This window comes from Pseudomonas sp. MF08817 (assembly GCF_059862705.1).
Genome location: NZ_JCBCUY010000001.1, coordinates 170576 through 184468, shown reverse-complemented (window position 1 = coordinate 184468; position 13893 = coordinate 170576). Strand labels below are relative to the sequence as shown.

The following is a 13893-nucleotide window of genomic DNA, read 5'->3' as shown; positions in this document are numbered from 1 at the left end:
GGTGGGGCAAAGGGGCTGTCTGGCCCGGCTTTTCGCAATGGGCGCAAGGTTACCATGGGCGGTCGGCCACACGCAGGCGCCAAGGGGTAAGTCCTTTGTGAATATTCATGCACGCTTTATGCATAAAAATGCAAATTGGCATTTGTCATCGGCGCGTAGAACCCTCACTATGCGCGTTATGCAAAAACGCAACGTATCTATCGTCTTAAGAGAGCTGCTCGATAGCCACGGGATCTCCCCTACGGAGCTTCACCGTCGCACGGGTGTGCCTCAATCCACTCTGTCGCGGATTCTCGGCGGCAAGATTGTCGACCCTTCGGACAAGCACATCTCCAAGCTCGCCGAGTATTTTCGCGTGAGCACCGAACAGTTGCGCGGGCGTGTGCCGATTGCGCCTGCACGGGACGCGGCCCTCGATGGGCAGCATGCGGAACTCAAGGACATAAGTTTGTGGGACGACGACACCCCGCTCGATGACGACGAGGTGTCCGTGCCCTTTCTTCGCGAGGTTGAATTGGCAGCAGGATCAGGAAGATTCGTCATTGAGGAGAGCGAGCGCTCTAGCCTGCGCTTCGGCAAACGCAGCCTGCGCCACAACGGTGTGCAGTTCGACCAGGCCAAGTGCGTGACCGTGCGCGGTAATAGCATGCTGCCGGTACTGCGCGACGGCGCGACGGTGGGGGTCAATGCCGGGAAGTCGTCCATTGGCGACATCATCGACGGCGACCTGTACGCCATCAACCACAATGGCCAGTTGCGCGTAAAGCAGCTGTATCGCCTGCCCACCGGGATCCGCCTGCGCAGCTTCAACCGCGATGAACATCCGGATGAGGACTACAGCTTCCAGGAGATCCAGGATGAGCAGATCGTCATCCTTGGCCACGTCTTCTGGTGGGGCATGTACGCCCGTTAACCACTCCCACGTCAGATAAAACCCGCCGCCGTGCGGGTTTTTTTTCGCCGATTGAAAACTATCCAGGCCTTTGTTTGCGGGCTTTTTATGCGCCAGTGCATTCTCTACGCATAAATAAATGCATTTATGCATTGACTGTATATGCATACATGCATAGTCTTTGTCTCAAGCCGCCCGACAACGGCTTGCAACGACGCTCTTTAGTTCCATGGCAAAGGCAGCGATGAACTGGCCTCAACAGTTCAGAGGGTTGGCAACTGACCCGGGTGTGCAGCGTAAAGCACCGTAAGCAGTTATCCGGCGGACAGGGTCGCGGTCGGAGGAACAATTTGAATGGATCCGTACCGCGCCAGTCGCGCCGAAAGATCAAGGACCGCATTTTCAAAAGCCTGGGTGACCGGGCTTTTGGCAATGCCTACCGCATCCCTCTACCCGAGCGCCCATCAATTGAAGGAGGCGTGACATGACAAACGAGCAACAAGCGTTGCTGGACATGCCGCTCTGGCTGGTCATCGCCCTGGCCTTGCTGGGCGGCGTCAGCGGCGAAATGTGGCGCGCCGACAAGGAGGGCGCCCGCGGCTGGTCGCTGCTGCGCCGCCTCGCCCTGCGCTCCGGCGCCTGCGTGGTGTGCGGCGTTTCGGCCTTCATGCTGCTGTACGCCGCCGGCACGTCTATCTGGACCGCATGCGCCATTGGCTGCCTCACCGCGATGGCCGGCGCCGATGTGGCGATTGGCTTGTACGAACGCTGGGCGGCGCGGCGCATGGGGGTGTGTGAAGTGCCGCCGCGCACCCCCAGTGACGATCGATAGCGCCACCCCGGCCCAACCCTTTTCCTGGCCCCAGCCCGCCCCGCGCGGGTCGTTCACTTCCTGGTAACCCCCATGAAAATCAGCCCAATCCTCACTCAACTACGTGACTACTGCCCCAGCCTCGCCCAACGGGTATCGGTGGGGATCGACCCACCGGTCCTGCAATCGCCCACCCCAGTGCAAACCCCCTGTGCCCTGGTCCGTGGGTTGGGTGACCGCGCCGCTGAGAACCAGGCGCAAAACGCCACGTGCCAGATCATCCGCGACCGCTTCGCCGTGCTGCTGGTGGTAGACGCCACCCAAGGCGCCGCCGCTCTGGATCAATTGCATGAGTTGCGTGCCGAGGTTTGGCGCGCGCTCGTAGGGTTTCGGCCGGGTAGCGGTTATGCGGGGGTCGAGTACGGCGGCGGCGAGTGGCTGGCGCTGGATGCACAGCGCGGGCTGTATCAGCTGGATTTTTTCGCCGAGTGTCAGTTGGGCCGCCGCCAGGCCAAGGACCCGGCGCAGACCTGGCAAGAGCATGAATTGGACGGCTTGCCGTCTTTGTCCGGGGTCACGGTGCGGGTCGATGCCATCGACCCGGCCGACCCCAACCTGCAACGTCCCGGCCCCGACGGGCGCCTGGAAGTGGTTTTTTCTGGAGAGTTGAACCCATGAGCAAACGCATCACCGTGCTACCGGCCCCTGGCCGGGTTGTACCGGACCCGGAGGCGGGCGACCTGTTGCCCACCGAAGGCCGCGAAGTGTCCGACAGCGCTTGGTGGCGTCGCCGCCTGGCGGATGGCGATATCACCACTAAAGCCGTGAAAGCGGCCAAACCACAGGAAGCCCAATAATGGCGATCGGATTCAGCAACATCCCGGCGGACCTGCGTGTTCCGCTGTTCTATGCGGAAATGGACAACTCGGCGGCCAACAGTGCCTCTTCGAGCATGCGCCGCTTGATCGTGGCCCAGGTCAACGACGACGTGACCGGCCCGGAAGTGGGCAGCCTGGTGCTGGTGCCTAGCCTGGCACTGGCAAAGAAAATCGCCGGCCAGGGCTCGATGCTGGCGGCGATGTACGAGGCCTGGCGCAAGACCGACCCGGTGGGCGAGGTCTGGTGCCTGCCACTGCGCAACGCTACCGGCAGTGCGGCCAAGGCTGAGTTGAAACTGACCGGCACGGCCACTGAAGCCGGCCTGCTCAACCTGTATGTGGGCGGCGCCCGGGTGCAGGCCGCCATCGTCAATGGCGCCACCGCCGTGCAAGCGGCCACGGCCCTGGCCCTGAAAATCAACGCAGCGGCGGATTTGCCGGTGCTGGCCACGGCGGTGGAGGGCGTGGTCAAGCTCAGCGCCAAGTGGACTGGCGACAGTGGCAATGACATCAGCCTGCAATTCAATCGCCTGGGCAAAAGCAATGGCGAAGACACCCCGGCGGGCCTGACGATTGCCATCACCAAAATGGCCGGCGGCGTCGGCGTGCCGGACCAGGTCGCGGCATTGGCGGCGTTGGGGGATGAGCCGTTCGAGTTCATCTGCCTGCCGTGGTCGGATGTGGCCACCCTCAATGCCTGGCAGGGGGCGATGAATGACAGTTCGGGGCGCTGGTCTTGGGCTAAGCAGTTGTTCGGCCATGTCTATACCGCCAAGCGCGGCACGGTGGGGACGTTGGTCGCCGCCGGCCAGACCCGCAACGACCAGCACATGACCATTCAGGCGCTGGAACCCGGTGTGCCGCAACCCTTCTGGGTTCAGGCGGCAGCGCTGGCGGCGCGCACAGCGGTGTTCATCTCGGCCGACGCCAGCCGCCCGACCCAAAGCGGCAGCCTGCCGGGCCTGGACCCGGCGCCGGCCAGTGAGCGGTTCACCCTGACCGAGCGCCAGTCGCTGCTCAGCTACGGCATCGCCACGGCGTACTACGAGGGCGGTTACCTGCGCATTCAGCGGGCGATCACCACCTATCAGAAAAACGCCTACGGCCAGGCAGACAATTCCTACCTGGACAGCGAAACCATGCACCAGTCGGCCTTTATCGTGCGCCGCCTGCAAAGTGTGATGACCAGCAAGTACGGGCGCCATAAGTTGGCCAGCGATGGCACGCGGTTCGGCGCCGGCCAGCCCATCGTCACGCCCAGCACCCTGCGCGGCGAGCTGATTGCCCAGTACGCCAAGCTCGAACAGGAAGGCCACGTGGAAAACGCCGAGTTGTTCGCCGAGCACTTGATTGTGGAGCGCGACAGCCAGGACCCGAGCCGGGTCAATGTGCTGTTCCCGCCCGACTACATCAATGGCCTGCGGGTGTTTGCCCTGCTCAACCAATTCCGCCTGCAGTACGACGCGGCCGCCTAAGGCGCTTCGCCACACCGCTATTTTTCAGCCCGCCGCGCGCGGGCTTACTTTTTTTGGGAGAAACATCATGGGTCAACTGATTGCAGGCACCTGCTACGTCAAGGTCGACGGCGCGCAACTGACCATCAGTGGCGGCTGCGAAGCCCCGCTGATGGCGGTCAAACGCGAAACCGTGGTGCCGGGTTTCTACAAGGAAACCGACATCGCGCCATCGTTCAAGGTCACGGCGCTGTACACCCCGGACTTCCCGCTCAAACCGTTGATCGCGGGCGTCGATATGACCGTCACCTGCGAGTTCAGCAACGGCAAGGTCTATGTGCTGGCCGGTGCTTACCTGGTGGAAGAACCGGTGGCCAAGGGCGACGACGCGACCATCGAACTCAAGTTCGAAGGCATCAAGGGGACTTGGCAATGAGCGACACGGTGAAGTTGCGCGTGGCCATTGAGGCCCACGGCGAGCCGCTGGGCGAACTCACCCTGCGCCGCCCGACGGTGCAGGAAGTGCGCGCCATCAAGGCGTTGCCCTACAAGATCGACAAAAGCGAGGAGGTCAGCCTGGACATGGACGTGGCGGCTAAATACATCGCGGTGTGCGCAGGCATCCCGCCATCCTCGGTCAACCAACTGGACCTGGCGGACCTCAACGGCCTGAGTTGGGCCGTCGCCGGTTTTTTCATGAGTGCGGCATCGCCACCGTCGCCGACCTGATCGCGGTGGCCTACGACCTGGCCTGGTTCTGGAAGGTTGACCCCGAACAGATGATGGCCAGGTCGCTGGATGTGCTGCGCGAGTCTCTACAGCAGGCACAACGGATCAACGCAATGGCACAGGTGCAGTGATGGCAGACACAGCAAAAGTAGAACGGCGCGCGGTGCTGTTGACCGGCATCGACCAGTTATCGCCCAAACTCGCAGGGCTGCGGGCGACCGTCGAGCGCTTCCAGCAGAACCTGGCGGACACCGGCCTGGGCACGCTGGACGTGGCCGGGTTGGTCAAGGGTGAGGGGTTGGCCGCGCCCTTTGTCGACGGTGTGCGCTCGGCTTTGGCGTTTCAAGAACAGGTGGCGCAGGTCAACCGCAGCACCCAGGGCCTGGAACTGCCTCGGTTACCGGCGGATACGGCGCAAGCGCTGAATGCGTTCGGCGACAGTACCCAGCGTGTCTCGGTGGCGTTCGGCGCGGCGTTGTTGCCGGCGGTGAGCGCCGTGGCGGTGGGGTTCGAGCCGCTGTTGGCGGGCGTGGCCCAGGTGCTGGTGGACAACCCCCAACTGGTGCAAGGCCTGGCGAGCGGTGTGGGGGCGTTTACCGCGATTCAAGGGGCGGTCGCCGGCGCGTCCCAGGCGTTGGAACTGGCCAGCCTCGCCCTGGGCGCCACGCCTTTCACCCTGATTGCCATGGGCATTGCCCTGGCGGCGGGGTTGATCGTGGCGAACTGGCAACCGCTGTCGGCGTTTTTTGTCGGGCTATGGCAGAAAATCGCCCCCGTGGTGCTGCCCATGGCCGCGTTTTTCAAAACCCTGTTCGCCTTCACGCCCATGGTGCAGGTGTTGGCCAACTGGGGGCCGATCAGCGGGTTCCTCGCCAGCCTCTGGCAAGGCATCAGCACGGCGGCCCAGGGCTTGATGGACGGTTTGAAAAGCCTGTTCAGCTTCAGCCCACTGGGCCTGGTGATGGCCAACTGGACACCGCTGACCGGGCTCTTCGCAGCTCTCTGGGCATTGCTCCAGGCCCTGGCGGTGCCGGTCATGGGGTTCTTGCGCGAGCTGTTCAACTGGTCGCCGTTGGGCTTGGTGATTGCCAATTGGGGCAGCATCGGCGAGGTGTTCAGCGCGCTCTGGGGCGGTATCCAGGCGCAAGCCCTGGCGATGTATGCGGTGCTTGGCAGTGTTTTCGACTGGTCGCCCCTGGGGCTGATTACCCAGCACTGGGAGCCGATCACTGAATGGTTCGCCAGTTGGTGGCAAAAGCTGCAAGGCGTGCTCGCACCCTTTCGGGAAATGCTCGGCGGCAGCGTCGGTGGTTTTATCGCCAAGATCACCGGGGAGGTCCAAGGCCTCACCGAACAGCAACTCAAGCGCAACCAACAAGGCGAGGGCGCGCCAGCAGCGGGTTTTTTCGGCGCCAGTGCCAGCACATCAGCGCCGTCGCTGACCGCATCCAGCCATCTGCCCCAGGGCGCCAGCGCACTGGTGCAGCAAAGCGCCGCCAACAACCGCGCGCAGGTGGAGGGCGGCTTGACGGTGCGCTTTGAAAACGCACCGCCCGGCCTGCGGGTCGACCCGCCCCGTAGCAACCAACCGGGCCTGAACCTGACGCCGCGCGTCGGTTATCGCTCCCTGTCTTTAGGAGGTTCCAATGAGCTGGCGTGATCGTTTGTTGCCGGCGTCTTTTCGCGGCGTGGGGTTTTGGGTTGACCAGGCGAAAACCCCGGTGGGCCACAAGGGCCAGTTGCACGAATACCCACAACGGGACCAGCCGTTCTTTGAAGGCTTGGGGCAGCAGGCCAAAGTCCATGACCTGACGGCGTTTATCGTCGGTGCCGATTGCCTGGAGCAGCGCGACCTGTTGCTCCAGGCGTTGGAGCAGGGCAGTGGCGAACTGGTGCACCCGTGGTTGGGGCGCATGCAGGTCAAGGTAGGCGAATGCGACATGACCCAGGCCCGCCAGGACGGCGGCTTGGTGACGTTCGCCTTGAAGTTCTACCCCGACCGGCCCCTGCAGTTTCCCACGGCCACGGTCAATACCCGCCAGCAGTTGCTGCTGGCGGCGCACAGCCTGCTCGGCTCGGCCCTGCGCCGCTTCGAGCTGGCGATGGCGCTGGTCAGGCAGGCGCGCATCGGTGTGCTGGCCCTGCGCAATGGCCTGGCGACGGTGTACCAGGTGATCGAGCAGCACTTTGCGCCGCTGGTGGCCCTGTATGCCGACGTTCATGCCCTGGTCAACGGCATCAAGGATTTGCCGCGGCAGTTGAGCGCCGAGTTCAAGGGGTTGCTGGGGGACCTCAAGGACCTCGAGGATTTCGCCCGCGGCGGCTATCGCGGGGTGATCGCCGGGGTGTCCCAGCAGGTTGACGCGGTGAGGCTGATCGACGCGCCGCAGTTGACCACCGGCAAGGACAGCATCGCCGCCGCCCAGGCGACGGCGAACCTGGTGCAGGACGCCTTGCTGGTGCAGATCGCCCACTGGCTGGCGGCGCTGCCGGTGGCCACCAATGCCGTGCCCTTGAACGCCACGCCGTCCCTGGCGCAGCAGGCGCTGCGCCCGGTGCAACGCCTGGAAGTGCCGGTGGCCGACGATGTGCTGGCCCTGCGCGAGGCGCTCAACGAAGCGCTGTGGCAAGCCGCCCTCAAGGCCGATGCCGAGCATTACCAGGCCCTGAGCGCCTTGCGCCAGCAGGTGTTCAGGCACCTGACGGCGGTGGCCTCCTCCGGTGTGCGCTTGATAACGCTGTCGCCGATGCAGAGCCTGCCGGCCCTGGTGCTGGCGTATCAGCGCTTTGGCGACGCCACGCGGGTGGGGGAGGTGGTGCAGCGCAACCGCGTGCCCCACCCGGGTTTCTTGCCGCCCACCGACCTTAAAGTCGCCCGGGAGTAAGCCATGACCGACCTGGAAAATACCGTCACCCTGACCGTGGACGGTCTGGATTATGGCGGCTGGAAAAGCGTGCAAATCAGCGCCGACCTAGAGCGTCAGTTCCGCTCCTTTACCCTCGCCATCACCTGGCAGTGGCCGGGCCAGACCCTGGCAGTGCCCATCCGCCCCGGCGCCCGCTGCCAGGTGCGGATCGGCTGCGACCTGGTGCTGAGCGGCCATGTCTACAAGGCGCCGGTCAGCTACGACGGCCGGCAGATCAGCCTGAGCATCGAAGGCAGTTCCACCACCCAGGACCTGGTGGACTGCGCCGCAATCAACCGTCCCGGCCAGTGGCGCGAGCAGAGTGTGTTGAGCATCGTCCAGGCCCTGGCCGCGCCCTATGGCGTGGGCGTGGTCAGCGAGATCGCCCAGACCGCACGCTTGCGCAGCCACAGCATCGTGCCTGGTGAAACCGTGTTCCAGTCCATCGACCGCTTGCTGACCCTGTACCGGGTGTTTTCCACCGACGATGCCCAGGGTCGTGTGGTGTTGGCGCAGCCCGGTAGCGCCGGGCGTGCGGCCGATGCCCTGGAACTGGGCAAGAACATCCTCTCGGCCAGCGCGGCGATGGATTACACCTCGGTGTTTTCCGAGTACCGGGTGATCGGCCAGCACAAGGGTGACGATCGCCAAAGCGGCAGTGCCGTGGCGGAAGTCGCGGGCCTGGCCACGGACGGCCGGGCGCCGCGCAAACGGGTCACGGTCATCAGCGAACCCACGCAACTGACGGCAGAGCTGGCCCAGCAGCGCGCCGACTGGGAATGCGCCACCCGCAGCGCCAAGGCGTTGGCCGCCACCTACAGCGTGCAGGGCTGGCGGCAAACCAATGGCGCCCTGTGGCGCCACAACAGCCTGGTGCGGGTGATCGACCCGGTACTGGGTTTTGACCAGGACATGCTGATCTCCAAGGTCACCTGGTCGCTGTCCGAACGCGGTGCCATCAGCACCCTGAGCGTGGCGCCGCCCCATAGCTTCGACGCCAGCCCGGCACTGCCCGCGGCCCGCTGAACCCCTCACAAGGAAACCCCCATGAGCCTACTGACACGCCTGTTGGCGCGCGGCACCGTGGTGCTCGCCAACTCGGCGAGCAAACTGCAATCGCTGCAAATGCGCCTCACCGCTGGCGAAGTGAACGATGACATGGAGCACTTTGAGCCCTACGGTTTTACCAGCCACCCGCTGGCCGGGGCCGAAGGCATCGCCACCTTTCTGGGCGGCGACCGCTCCCACGCGGTGGTGCTGGTGGTGGCTGACCGCCGCTACCGCCTCAAGGCCCTGGCGCCGGGCGAAGTGGCGATCTACACCGACGAAGGCGACAAGGTCCACTTCAAGCGCGGGCGCATCATCGATATCGATACCCACACCTTGAACATCCGCGCGGCCACGGCGGTAAACATCGACACGCCGACCCTGACCCAGAGCGGCAAGATCGTCTCCCAAGGCGACCAGATCGCCGGTGGTATCAGCCAAATCAAGCACGTTCACCTCAATGTACAACCGGGCAGGGGCCAGACCAGTGCCCCGGCGGGGGACGCGTGATGGTGCTGCTCAACGACCTCCACAGCGCCTTGACCCGCGCCGTGCTTATCAGCCTGTTCACTTGGCGCCGCGCGGCGGCTGACGATGCCCTCGATGACGAGGAGCGTTTCGGCTGGTGGGGCGACAGTTTTCCCACGGTGGCCGATGACCGCATCGGCTCGCGGCTGTGGTTGCTGCGCCGGGTCAAGTTGACCCGCCAGACCCAGGGCGACGCCGAGTTCTATGCCCGGCAAGCCTTGCAATGGCTGATCGACGACGGCCACGTGAGCGCCATCGACATCCGCACCGAACGCCTCGACGCTCAGCGCCTGAACCTGCGCACGGTGCTGACCCTGGCCAGCGGCGAGCGTCTGGACATCAACCCTAATGACAGTTGGCAGGTGACCTATGCCGTTTGAAACCCCTTCGCTGCCGGTGCTGATTAAACGCACCCAAAGCGACCTGGCCAGCGATGCGCTGCGCCAGTCCGATGCCCAGGTGCTGGCCCGCACCCTGAGCGGCGCCGCCTATGGCCTCTATGGCTACCTGGACTGGATCGCCGAGCAGATCCTCCCGGATAAGGCCGATGAATCGACCCTGGAGCGCATCGCCGCGTTACGCCTGAACCAACCGCGCAAACCCGCCCAGGCCGCCACCGGCACGGTGAGTTTCAGCGCGGCCACCGGCGCGGTGCTGGATGCCGACACCCTGCTGCAAGCCCTGGATGGGCGCGTGTACCGGGTAACCGCGCCGCGCACGGCGGTGGCGGGCAGCAACAGTGCCACCGTCATGGCCCTGGACGCCGGGGCCTTGGGCAACGCCGACGCCGGGTTGGTGCTGATGCCGGTGCAACCAATCCAGGGCATCGGCAATGCCTTCACCGTGCTGGCGCCGGGCCTGGCCGGGGGCATCGCCCAGGAAAGCCTGGAGTCGCTGCGTGCCCGGGTCATCCGTTCGTACCGCATCATCCCCCACGGCGGTTCGGCCCAGGACTATGAAACCTGGGCCTTGGAATGCCCCGGCATCACCCGCGCCTGGTGTCGCGGCGGCCTCCTGGGGCCGGGCACCGTTGCTGTTTTCGTGATGCGCGACGACGACCCGCAACCAATCCCGAGTGCACCGCAGTTGGCCCGGGTCCTGGCGCACATCGAGCCGTTGCGCCCGGTGACCGCTCAAGTGCAAGTCATGCCGCCGGCGCCGGTCGCAGTGGCTTATCGCCTGCGCCTGACCCCGGACACCAGCGCCGTGCGCGCGGCCGTCGAAGCGCAACTGCGTGACCTGCACAACCGCGAAGCGGGGTTGGGCGAACCCTTGCTGCTGAGCCACATCGCCGAAGCCATCAGCAGCGCCACCGGCGAGACCGATCACAAGCTGCTGGCGCCCCTGGCCGATGTCCCCGCCGCCAGCTACCAACTGCTGACCTTTGGAGGTTGCACATGGTTGGAATAAGAACGGCCGGGCAATACCAGGAACAACTGCGCAGCCTGCTCCCCAGCGGCCCGGCCTGGGACCCGGAACGGGTGCCGGAACTCCACCAGGTGCTGCAAGGCCTCGCCGAAGAACTGGCGCGCATCGACGCCCGCGCGGTGGACCTGCTCAACGAAATGGACCCGGCCGGGGTCACTGAACTGGTGCCGGACTGGGAGCGGGTGATGAACCTGCCCGACCCATGCCTGGGCCTCACGCCGCTGTTCGACGACCGTCGCCTCGCCGTGCGCCGCCGGCTCCTGGCAGTGGGCAACCAGAGCATCGCCTACTACCTGGACATCGCCCGTACCCAGGGCTACCCCAACGCCACCCTCACCGAACACCGCGCCCCGCGTTTCGGCCGCTCACGGTTTGGTAGCGCTCGCTTCGGCACCTGGCAAGCGCAATTCATGTGGACCCTCAACACCGGCGGGCGCCTGCTGCTGGGCCGCCGCTTCGGCGCCACCTACTGGGGCGAACGCTTCGGCGTTAACCCCAGCAGCGCCCTGGAATGCCTCATCCACCGCACCGCACCGGCTCACACCCTGGTGCACATCAACTATGAATAGGGAATAAAAATGGATTACCCCAAAAGCATCCCCAGCGTAGGGCTGGTCAATGGCAAATTCGTCGACGAAAACCCCGTGGCGGGAACGCCGGGGTCGCTGATCCCTTCCGCGTGGGGGAACTCGGTGACGCAGGAGATGTTGAACGTTATTACCGCAGGCGGATTGGTGCCGGCGGAGGCGGATTTGAATCAACTGGTCACGGCCATTCGCTCGATTGTCCAGGCGTCTGCCACCAACTATGCGGCTGACACCGGGACTGCCGGGGTTTACGTCGCAGCATTCACACCGGCGCTGACCGCACTGACTGATGGGACGGTTGTGAGGGTCAAGATCAAGACTGCCAATACCGGTGCCAGCACGTTTAACCCAAACGGATTGGGCGCCAAGCCCATCGTCGGCGCGGCACACGCAGCGCTCCAGGGCGGGGAATTAGTCGCCAATGGCCATGCGTGGTTGCAGTACAACAGCTCGCTGAGCGGCGGGTCGTGGGTGATCCTTGCCAGCAGTGGGGGGGCGCAGCAGGTGGTCCGCGGGGTGTCTTCTGGTCAGGCGGTCAATCAATCCCAACTGGGCAGCCTGAGCGGGGTTAAACGGATCCTTAACGCCTCCACCACCCTGGCTGCGGCAGATGTCGGCGCCTTGATCTCTGTCGAGGGAGCGGCCGGATCGACCCAAACGTTGATGCCCATTGTCGGAGTACCGACCGGTGGCACTATCGTTTTTACCGCAAGCACCAGTTTCACTATTGTGCCAAGTGGGTCTGAAACGATCAGTGTTCCTGAAGCTGGAAACGTGTCAGCTATTCAGCTGGCGCAAGGGGACACGATAACTTTAACCAGGGATGCGACTCGTTGGTGGGCATCTTCGTACTCCAAGAAAGCGGATCTCACGCTCAGTATGTTTACAGGAGCAAACCAAAGCCTGGTAAACCCCGGATTCCAAAAAACACCAGGAGGTGATATCCGCCAATGGGGAACGGTATCTCTCAGCGCAGTAGGGGCCTTTAATCCTCAGGTAGTAGGGGGAGTGACGTGGTACTCACATTTTTATACGGTAACGTTGCCAAGAGCCTATCTATCTCAGCATTTTGAGACGGTTGTTTCTTTGGCGGGTCGTCCCTCATCTGCGCAAGGGCCGGAACCATTGGTATTCATAAAGTCAAACAAGCTCACTGCGGGACCACTCGAAAGCTTGACCTCCTTCAGCGTCAGCATCACTACTCCTATGACAGGGTGGGTACCCGTTATTCACTATCAAAGCACCGGAAAATAAGAGGGGATTTATTATGTTTTACTGCCCAAAAGATGGTGGTTTCTACGGATCGCTTGATGTTATTGAAGATGGAATTGAATTGACCGATGACGAGTATCTCAAATTGATAAGAGGTCAGTTGGGGTACGGATTCAAGGTAGAAGAAAGTGGCGCGGTGTCAGTGGTGGAGGTTCCTCCTGAGGCGGTTATCTAGAAATAACTAGAGCGGGCTCCATCTTTAGATGACTGAAAGAGATCAGGGAAATGCAACTAACTCTGCGAAAATTGCTAGAAATCCTCCCAAACGCCCGCTCCCAAGCGGGCGTTTTCATTTCTGCCCTTAACGCCGCCATGCCTCATCACCAAATCACCACACCCAAACGCATCGCTGCATTTCTCGCGCAGGTGGGCCATGAGTCTGGCCAATTGCAGTACCTGCGTGAGTTGGGCAGTGAGCACTACCTGAGCAAGTACGACACCGGTTCGTTGGCAAGGCGCCTGGGTAATACGCCTGAGGCCGATGGAGATGGGCAGTGTTACCGCGGCCGCGGCCTCTTGCAAATCACCGGGCGCGCCAATTATCGGCAATGCAGCCTCGCGTTGTTTGGCGATGAGCGGTTGCTCCAGCAACCTCAATTGCTGGAGCAACCGCAGTGGGCTGCGGAGTCGGCGGGGTGGTTTTGGCAGCTTAATGGGCTCAATGAGCTGGCGGACCAGGATCAGTTCAACAGCATCACCCGGCGGATCAACGGCGGGTTGAATGGGCTGCAGGACCGTTTGCAGTTGTGGGCACGGGCGAGGGCGGTGTTATGCCAGCCTTCGGCCTGATGCCCAGGGGGTTCCAGGTGACGGGCGTCGTTGTGTTGCTGGCCGTGGTGGCGGGCAGTGCGGCGGCGGGTTCCTGGCAAATTCAGGCGTGGCGTTTTGGGCGGCAGTTGGCGGAGCAGGCCAGTCTGCACGCCCAGGCGCTGCAACAGCTATCCGTGGCGGCGGCGAGTGGGTTACGGGCCGCCCAGGATCAACGTCTGGCGCTGGAGCAGCAGCTTCAGGCCAGTGACCAACAGCACTATCAGGAGTTAAGCGATGCACAAGGCAATCAGACTCGCCTACGCGACCGTCTTGCCACTGCTGATCTGCGGCTGTCAGTCCTCCTCGACGGTGCGGGTTCAGCCGCTGGCGGTGCAGTGCCCGCCGCTACCGGCACCGGCGGCGTGGTTCATGGCGCCGCGCGCGCCCGACTTGACCCAGCGCATGCTCAGCGAATTATCGCCATCACCGACGCCGGCGATCAGGGACTGATTGCCCTGCGCGCCTGCCAGGCCTATGTGCGGGCGATTGGGCGCTAACATTTTGAGCGCCTGGGCGGCTTGTCAGGGCAGGCGGCTCGTGTAGGGTGGTGG

18 protein-coding genes and 1 pseudogene are annotated in these 13893 nt (G+C 63.7%); all 19 read left to right on the top strand.

The window, feature by feature from the left end; all coding sequences use genetic code 11:
• Positions 1–169 precede the first annotated feature (169 nt).
• The 19 genes and pseudogenes from AC19YR_RS00915 (at position 170) to AC19YR_RS00825 (ending at position 13839) form a co-directional block, all read left to right on the top strand.
• Positions 170–913, top strand: a complete 744-nt coding sequence (locus AC19YR_RS00915; RefSeq protein ID WP_095108019.1) for a LexA family transcriptional regulator — start codon at positions 170–172, stop codon at positions 911–913.
• A gap of 463 nt (positions 914–1376) precedes the next feature.
• A complete protein-coding gene (locus AC19YR_RS00910) occupies positions 1377–1724 on the top strand; it encodes a phage holin family protein (RefSeq protein WP_095108020.1) in 348 nt (115 codons plus the stop codon).
• A gap of 72 nt (positions 1725–1796) precedes the next feature.
• Complete coding sequence (locus AC19YR_RS00905) at positions 1797–2381, top strand: phage tail terminator protein (protein ID WP_500596782.1); 585 nt, start codon at positions 1797–1799, stop codon at positions 2379–2381.
• On the top strand, positions 2378–2560 hold the full coding sequence (locus AC19YR_RS00900) for a DUF2635 domain-containing protein (RefSeq protein WP_095108022.1): 183 nt from the start codon (positions 2378–2380) through the stop codon (positions 2558–2560). Before AC19YR_RS00905 ends, AC19YR_RS00900 begins: the two co-directional genes overlap by 4 nt.
• Entirely contained in the window at positions 2560–4056 is a 1497-nt protein-coding gene (locus AC19YR_RS00895) for a phage tail sheath subtilisin-like domain-containing protein (RefSeq protein ID WP_095108023.1), read from the top strand. Before AC19YR_RS00900 ends, AC19YR_RS00895 begins: the two co-directional genes overlap by 1 nt.
• A 67-nt stretch (positions 4057–4123) precedes the next feature.
• Complete coding sequence (locus AC19YR_RS00890; protein WP_095108024.1) at positions 4124–4471, top strand: phage tail tube protein; 348 nt, start codon at positions 4124–4126, stop codon at positions 4469–4471.
• Positions 4468–4764: a phage tail assembly protein gene (locus AC19YR_RS00885; RefSeq protein WP_095108025.1), complete on the top strand. Its 297-nt coding sequence runs from the start codon at positions 4468–4470 to the stop codon at positions 4762–4764. The genes AC19YR_RS00890 and AC19YR_RS00885 overlap by 4 nt, the downstream gene beginning before the upstream one ends.
• Positions 4710–4895: a hypothetical protein gene (locus AC19YR_RS00880; protein WP_500596867.1), complete on the top strand. Its 186-nt coding sequence runs from the start codon at positions 4710–4712 to the stop codon at positions 4893–4895. Before AC19YR_RS00885 ends, AC19YR_RS00880 begins: the two co-directional genes overlap by 55 nt.
• Positions 4895–6424, top strand: coding sequence for a phage tail protein (locus AC19YR_RS00875; protein WP_500596780.1), 1530 nt, complete (start codon positions 4895–4897; stop codon positions 6422–6424). The genes AC19YR_RS00880 and AC19YR_RS00875 overlap by 1 nt, the downstream gene beginning before the upstream one ends.
• Positions 6411–7649 (top strand): DNA circularization protein, encoded by a 1239-nt coding sequence (locus tag AC19YR_RS00870; RefSeq protein WP_500596778.1) that lies wholly within the window; start codon positions 6411–6413, stop codon positions 7647–7649. Before AC19YR_RS00875 ends, AC19YR_RS00870 begins: the two co-directional genes overlap by 14 nt.
• A gap of 3 nt (positions 7650–7652) precedes the next feature.
• Positions 7653–8696: a phage baseplate assembly protein gene (locus AC19YR_RS00865; RefSeq protein ID WP_095108028.1), complete on the top strand. Its 1044-nt coding sequence runs from the start codon at positions 7653–7655 to the stop codon at positions 8694–8696.
• A 21-nt stretch (positions 8697–8717) separates the two neighbouring features.
• Positions 8718–9227, top strand: coding sequence for a phage baseplate assembly protein V (locus tag AC19YR_RS00860; RefSeq protein WP_095108029.1), 510 nt, complete (start codon positions 8718–8720; stop codon positions 9225–9227).
• The gene (locus tag AC19YR_RS00855; protein ID WP_095108030.1) at positions 9227–9625 is read left to right on the top strand and encodes a phage GP46 family protein; all 399 of its coding nucleotides are present in this window, start codon (positions 9227–9229) and stop codon (positions 9623–9625) included. Before AC19YR_RS00860 ends, AC19YR_RS00855 begins: the two co-directional genes overlap by 1 nt.
• Positions 9615–10655 carry a baseplate J/gp47 family protein gene (locus tag AC19YR_RS00850; RefSeq protein ID WP_500596776.1) on the top strand — a complete coding sequence of 347 codons (1041 nt, stop codon included), beginning with the start codon at positions 9615–9617 and terminating at the stop codon, positions 10653–10655. The genes AC19YR_RS00855 and AC19YR_RS00850 overlap by 11 nt, the downstream gene beginning before the upstream one ends.
• Positions 10643–11242: a YmfQ family protein gene (locus AC19YR_RS00845; protein ID WP_500596775.1), complete on the top strand. Its 600-nt coding sequence runs from the start codon at positions 10643–10645 to the stop codon at positions 11240–11242. The genes AC19YR_RS00850 and AC19YR_RS00845 overlap by 13 nt, the downstream gene beginning before the upstream one ends.
• A 9-nt stretch (positions 11243–11251) precedes the next feature.
• Positions 11252–11461: pseudogene (locus AC19YR_RS00840) on the top strand (phage tail protein); the annotation flags it as partial.
• Positions 11462–12527: 1066 nt separating this feature from the next.
• Positions 12528–12707 (top strand): hypothetical protein, encoded by a 180-nt coding sequence (locus AC19YR_RS00835; protein ID WP_095108033.1) that lies wholly within the window; start codon positions 12528–12530, stop codon positions 12705–12707.
• Between the two features lie 50 nt (positions 12708–12757).
• Positions 12758–13321, top strand: a complete 564-nt coding sequence (locus tag AC19YR_RS00830) for a glycoside hydrolase family 19 protein (RefSeq protein WP_500596773.1) — start codon at positions 12758–12760, stop codon at positions 13319–13321.
• Positions 13303–13839 carry a lysis system i-spanin subunit Rz gene (locus AC19YR_RS00825; protein WP_095108035.1) on the top strand — a complete coding sequence of 179 codons (537 nt, stop codon included), beginning with the start codon at positions 13303–13305 and terminating at the stop codon, positions 13837–13839. Before AC19YR_RS00830 ends, AC19YR_RS00825 begins: the two co-directional genes overlap by 19 nt.
• Positions 13840–13893: the final 54 nt, after the last annotated feature.

Excerpts from the sequence above, each read along its gene's own strand:
- AC19YR_RS00915 (WP_095108019.1), top strand. The coding sequence starts at position 170 with ATGCGCGTTATGCAAAAACGCAACGTATCTATCGTCTTAAGAGAGCTG.
- AC19YR_RS00910 (WP_095108020.1), top strand. The coding sequence starts at position 1,377 with ATGACAAACGAGCAACAAGCGTTGCTGGACATGCCGCTCTGGCTGGTC.
- AC19YR_RS00905 (WP_500596782.1), top strand. The coding sequence starts at position 1,797 with ATGAAAATCAGCCCAATCCTCACTCAACTACGTGACTACTGCCCCAGC.
- AC19YR_RS00900 (WP_095108022.1), top strand. The coding sequence starts at position 2,378 with ATGAGCAAACGCATCACCGTGCTACCGGCCCCTGGCCGGGTTGTACCG.
- AC19YR_RS00895 (WP_095108023.1), top strand. The coding sequence starts at position 2,560 with ATGGCGATCGGATTCAGCAACATCCCGGCGGACCTGCGTGTTCCGCTG.
- AC19YR_RS00890 (WP_095108024.1), top strand. The coding sequence starts at position 4,124 with ATGGGTCAACTGATTGCAGGCACCTGCTACGTCAAGGTCGACGGCGCG.
- AC19YR_RS00885 (WP_095108025.1), top strand. The coding sequence starts at position 4,468 with ATGAGCGACACGGTGAAGTTGCGCGTGGCCATTGAGGCCCACGGCGAG.
- AC19YR_RS00875 (WP_500596780.1), top strand. The coding sequence starts at position 4,895 with ATGGCAGACACAGCAAAAGTAGAACGGCGCGCGGTGCTGTTGACCGGC.
- AC19YR_RS00870 (WP_500596778.1), top strand. The coding sequence starts at position 6,411 with ATGAGCTGGCGTGATCGTTTGTTGCCGGCGTCTTTTCGCGGCGTGGGG.
- AC19YR_RS00865 (WP_095108028.1), top strand. The coding sequence starts at position 7,653 with ATGACCGACCTGGAAAATACCGTCACCCTGACCGTGGACGGTCTGGAT.
- AC19YR_RS00860 (WP_095108029.1), top strand. The coding sequence starts at position 8,718 with ATGAGCCTACTGACACGCCTGTTGGCGCGCGGCACCGTGGTGCTCGCC.
- AC19YR_RS00855 (WP_095108030.1), top strand. The coding sequence starts at position 9,227 with ATGGTGCTGCTCAACGACCTCCACAGCGCCTTGACCCGCGCCGTGCTT.
- AC19YR_RS00850 (WP_500596776.1), top strand. The coding sequence starts at position 9,615 with ATGCCGTTTGAAACCCCTTCGCTGCCGGTGCTGATTAAACGCACCCAA.
- AC19YR_RS00845 (WP_500596775.1), top strand. The coding sequence starts at position 10,643 with ATGGTTGGAATAAGAACGGCCGGGCAATACCAGGAACAACTGCGCAGC.
- AC19YR_RS00835 (WP_095108033.1), top strand. The coding sequence starts at position 12,528 with ATGTTTTACTGCCCAAAAGATGGTGGTTTCTACGGATCGCTTGATGTT.
- AC19YR_RS00830 (WP_500596773.1), top strand. The coding sequence starts at position 12,758 with ATGCAACTAACTCTGCGAAAATTGCTAGAAATCCTCCCAAACGCCCGC.
- AC19YR_RS00825 (WP_095108035.1), top strand. The coding sequence starts at position 13,303 with ATGCCAGCCTTCGGCCTGATGCCCAGGGGGTTCCAGGTGACGGGCGTC.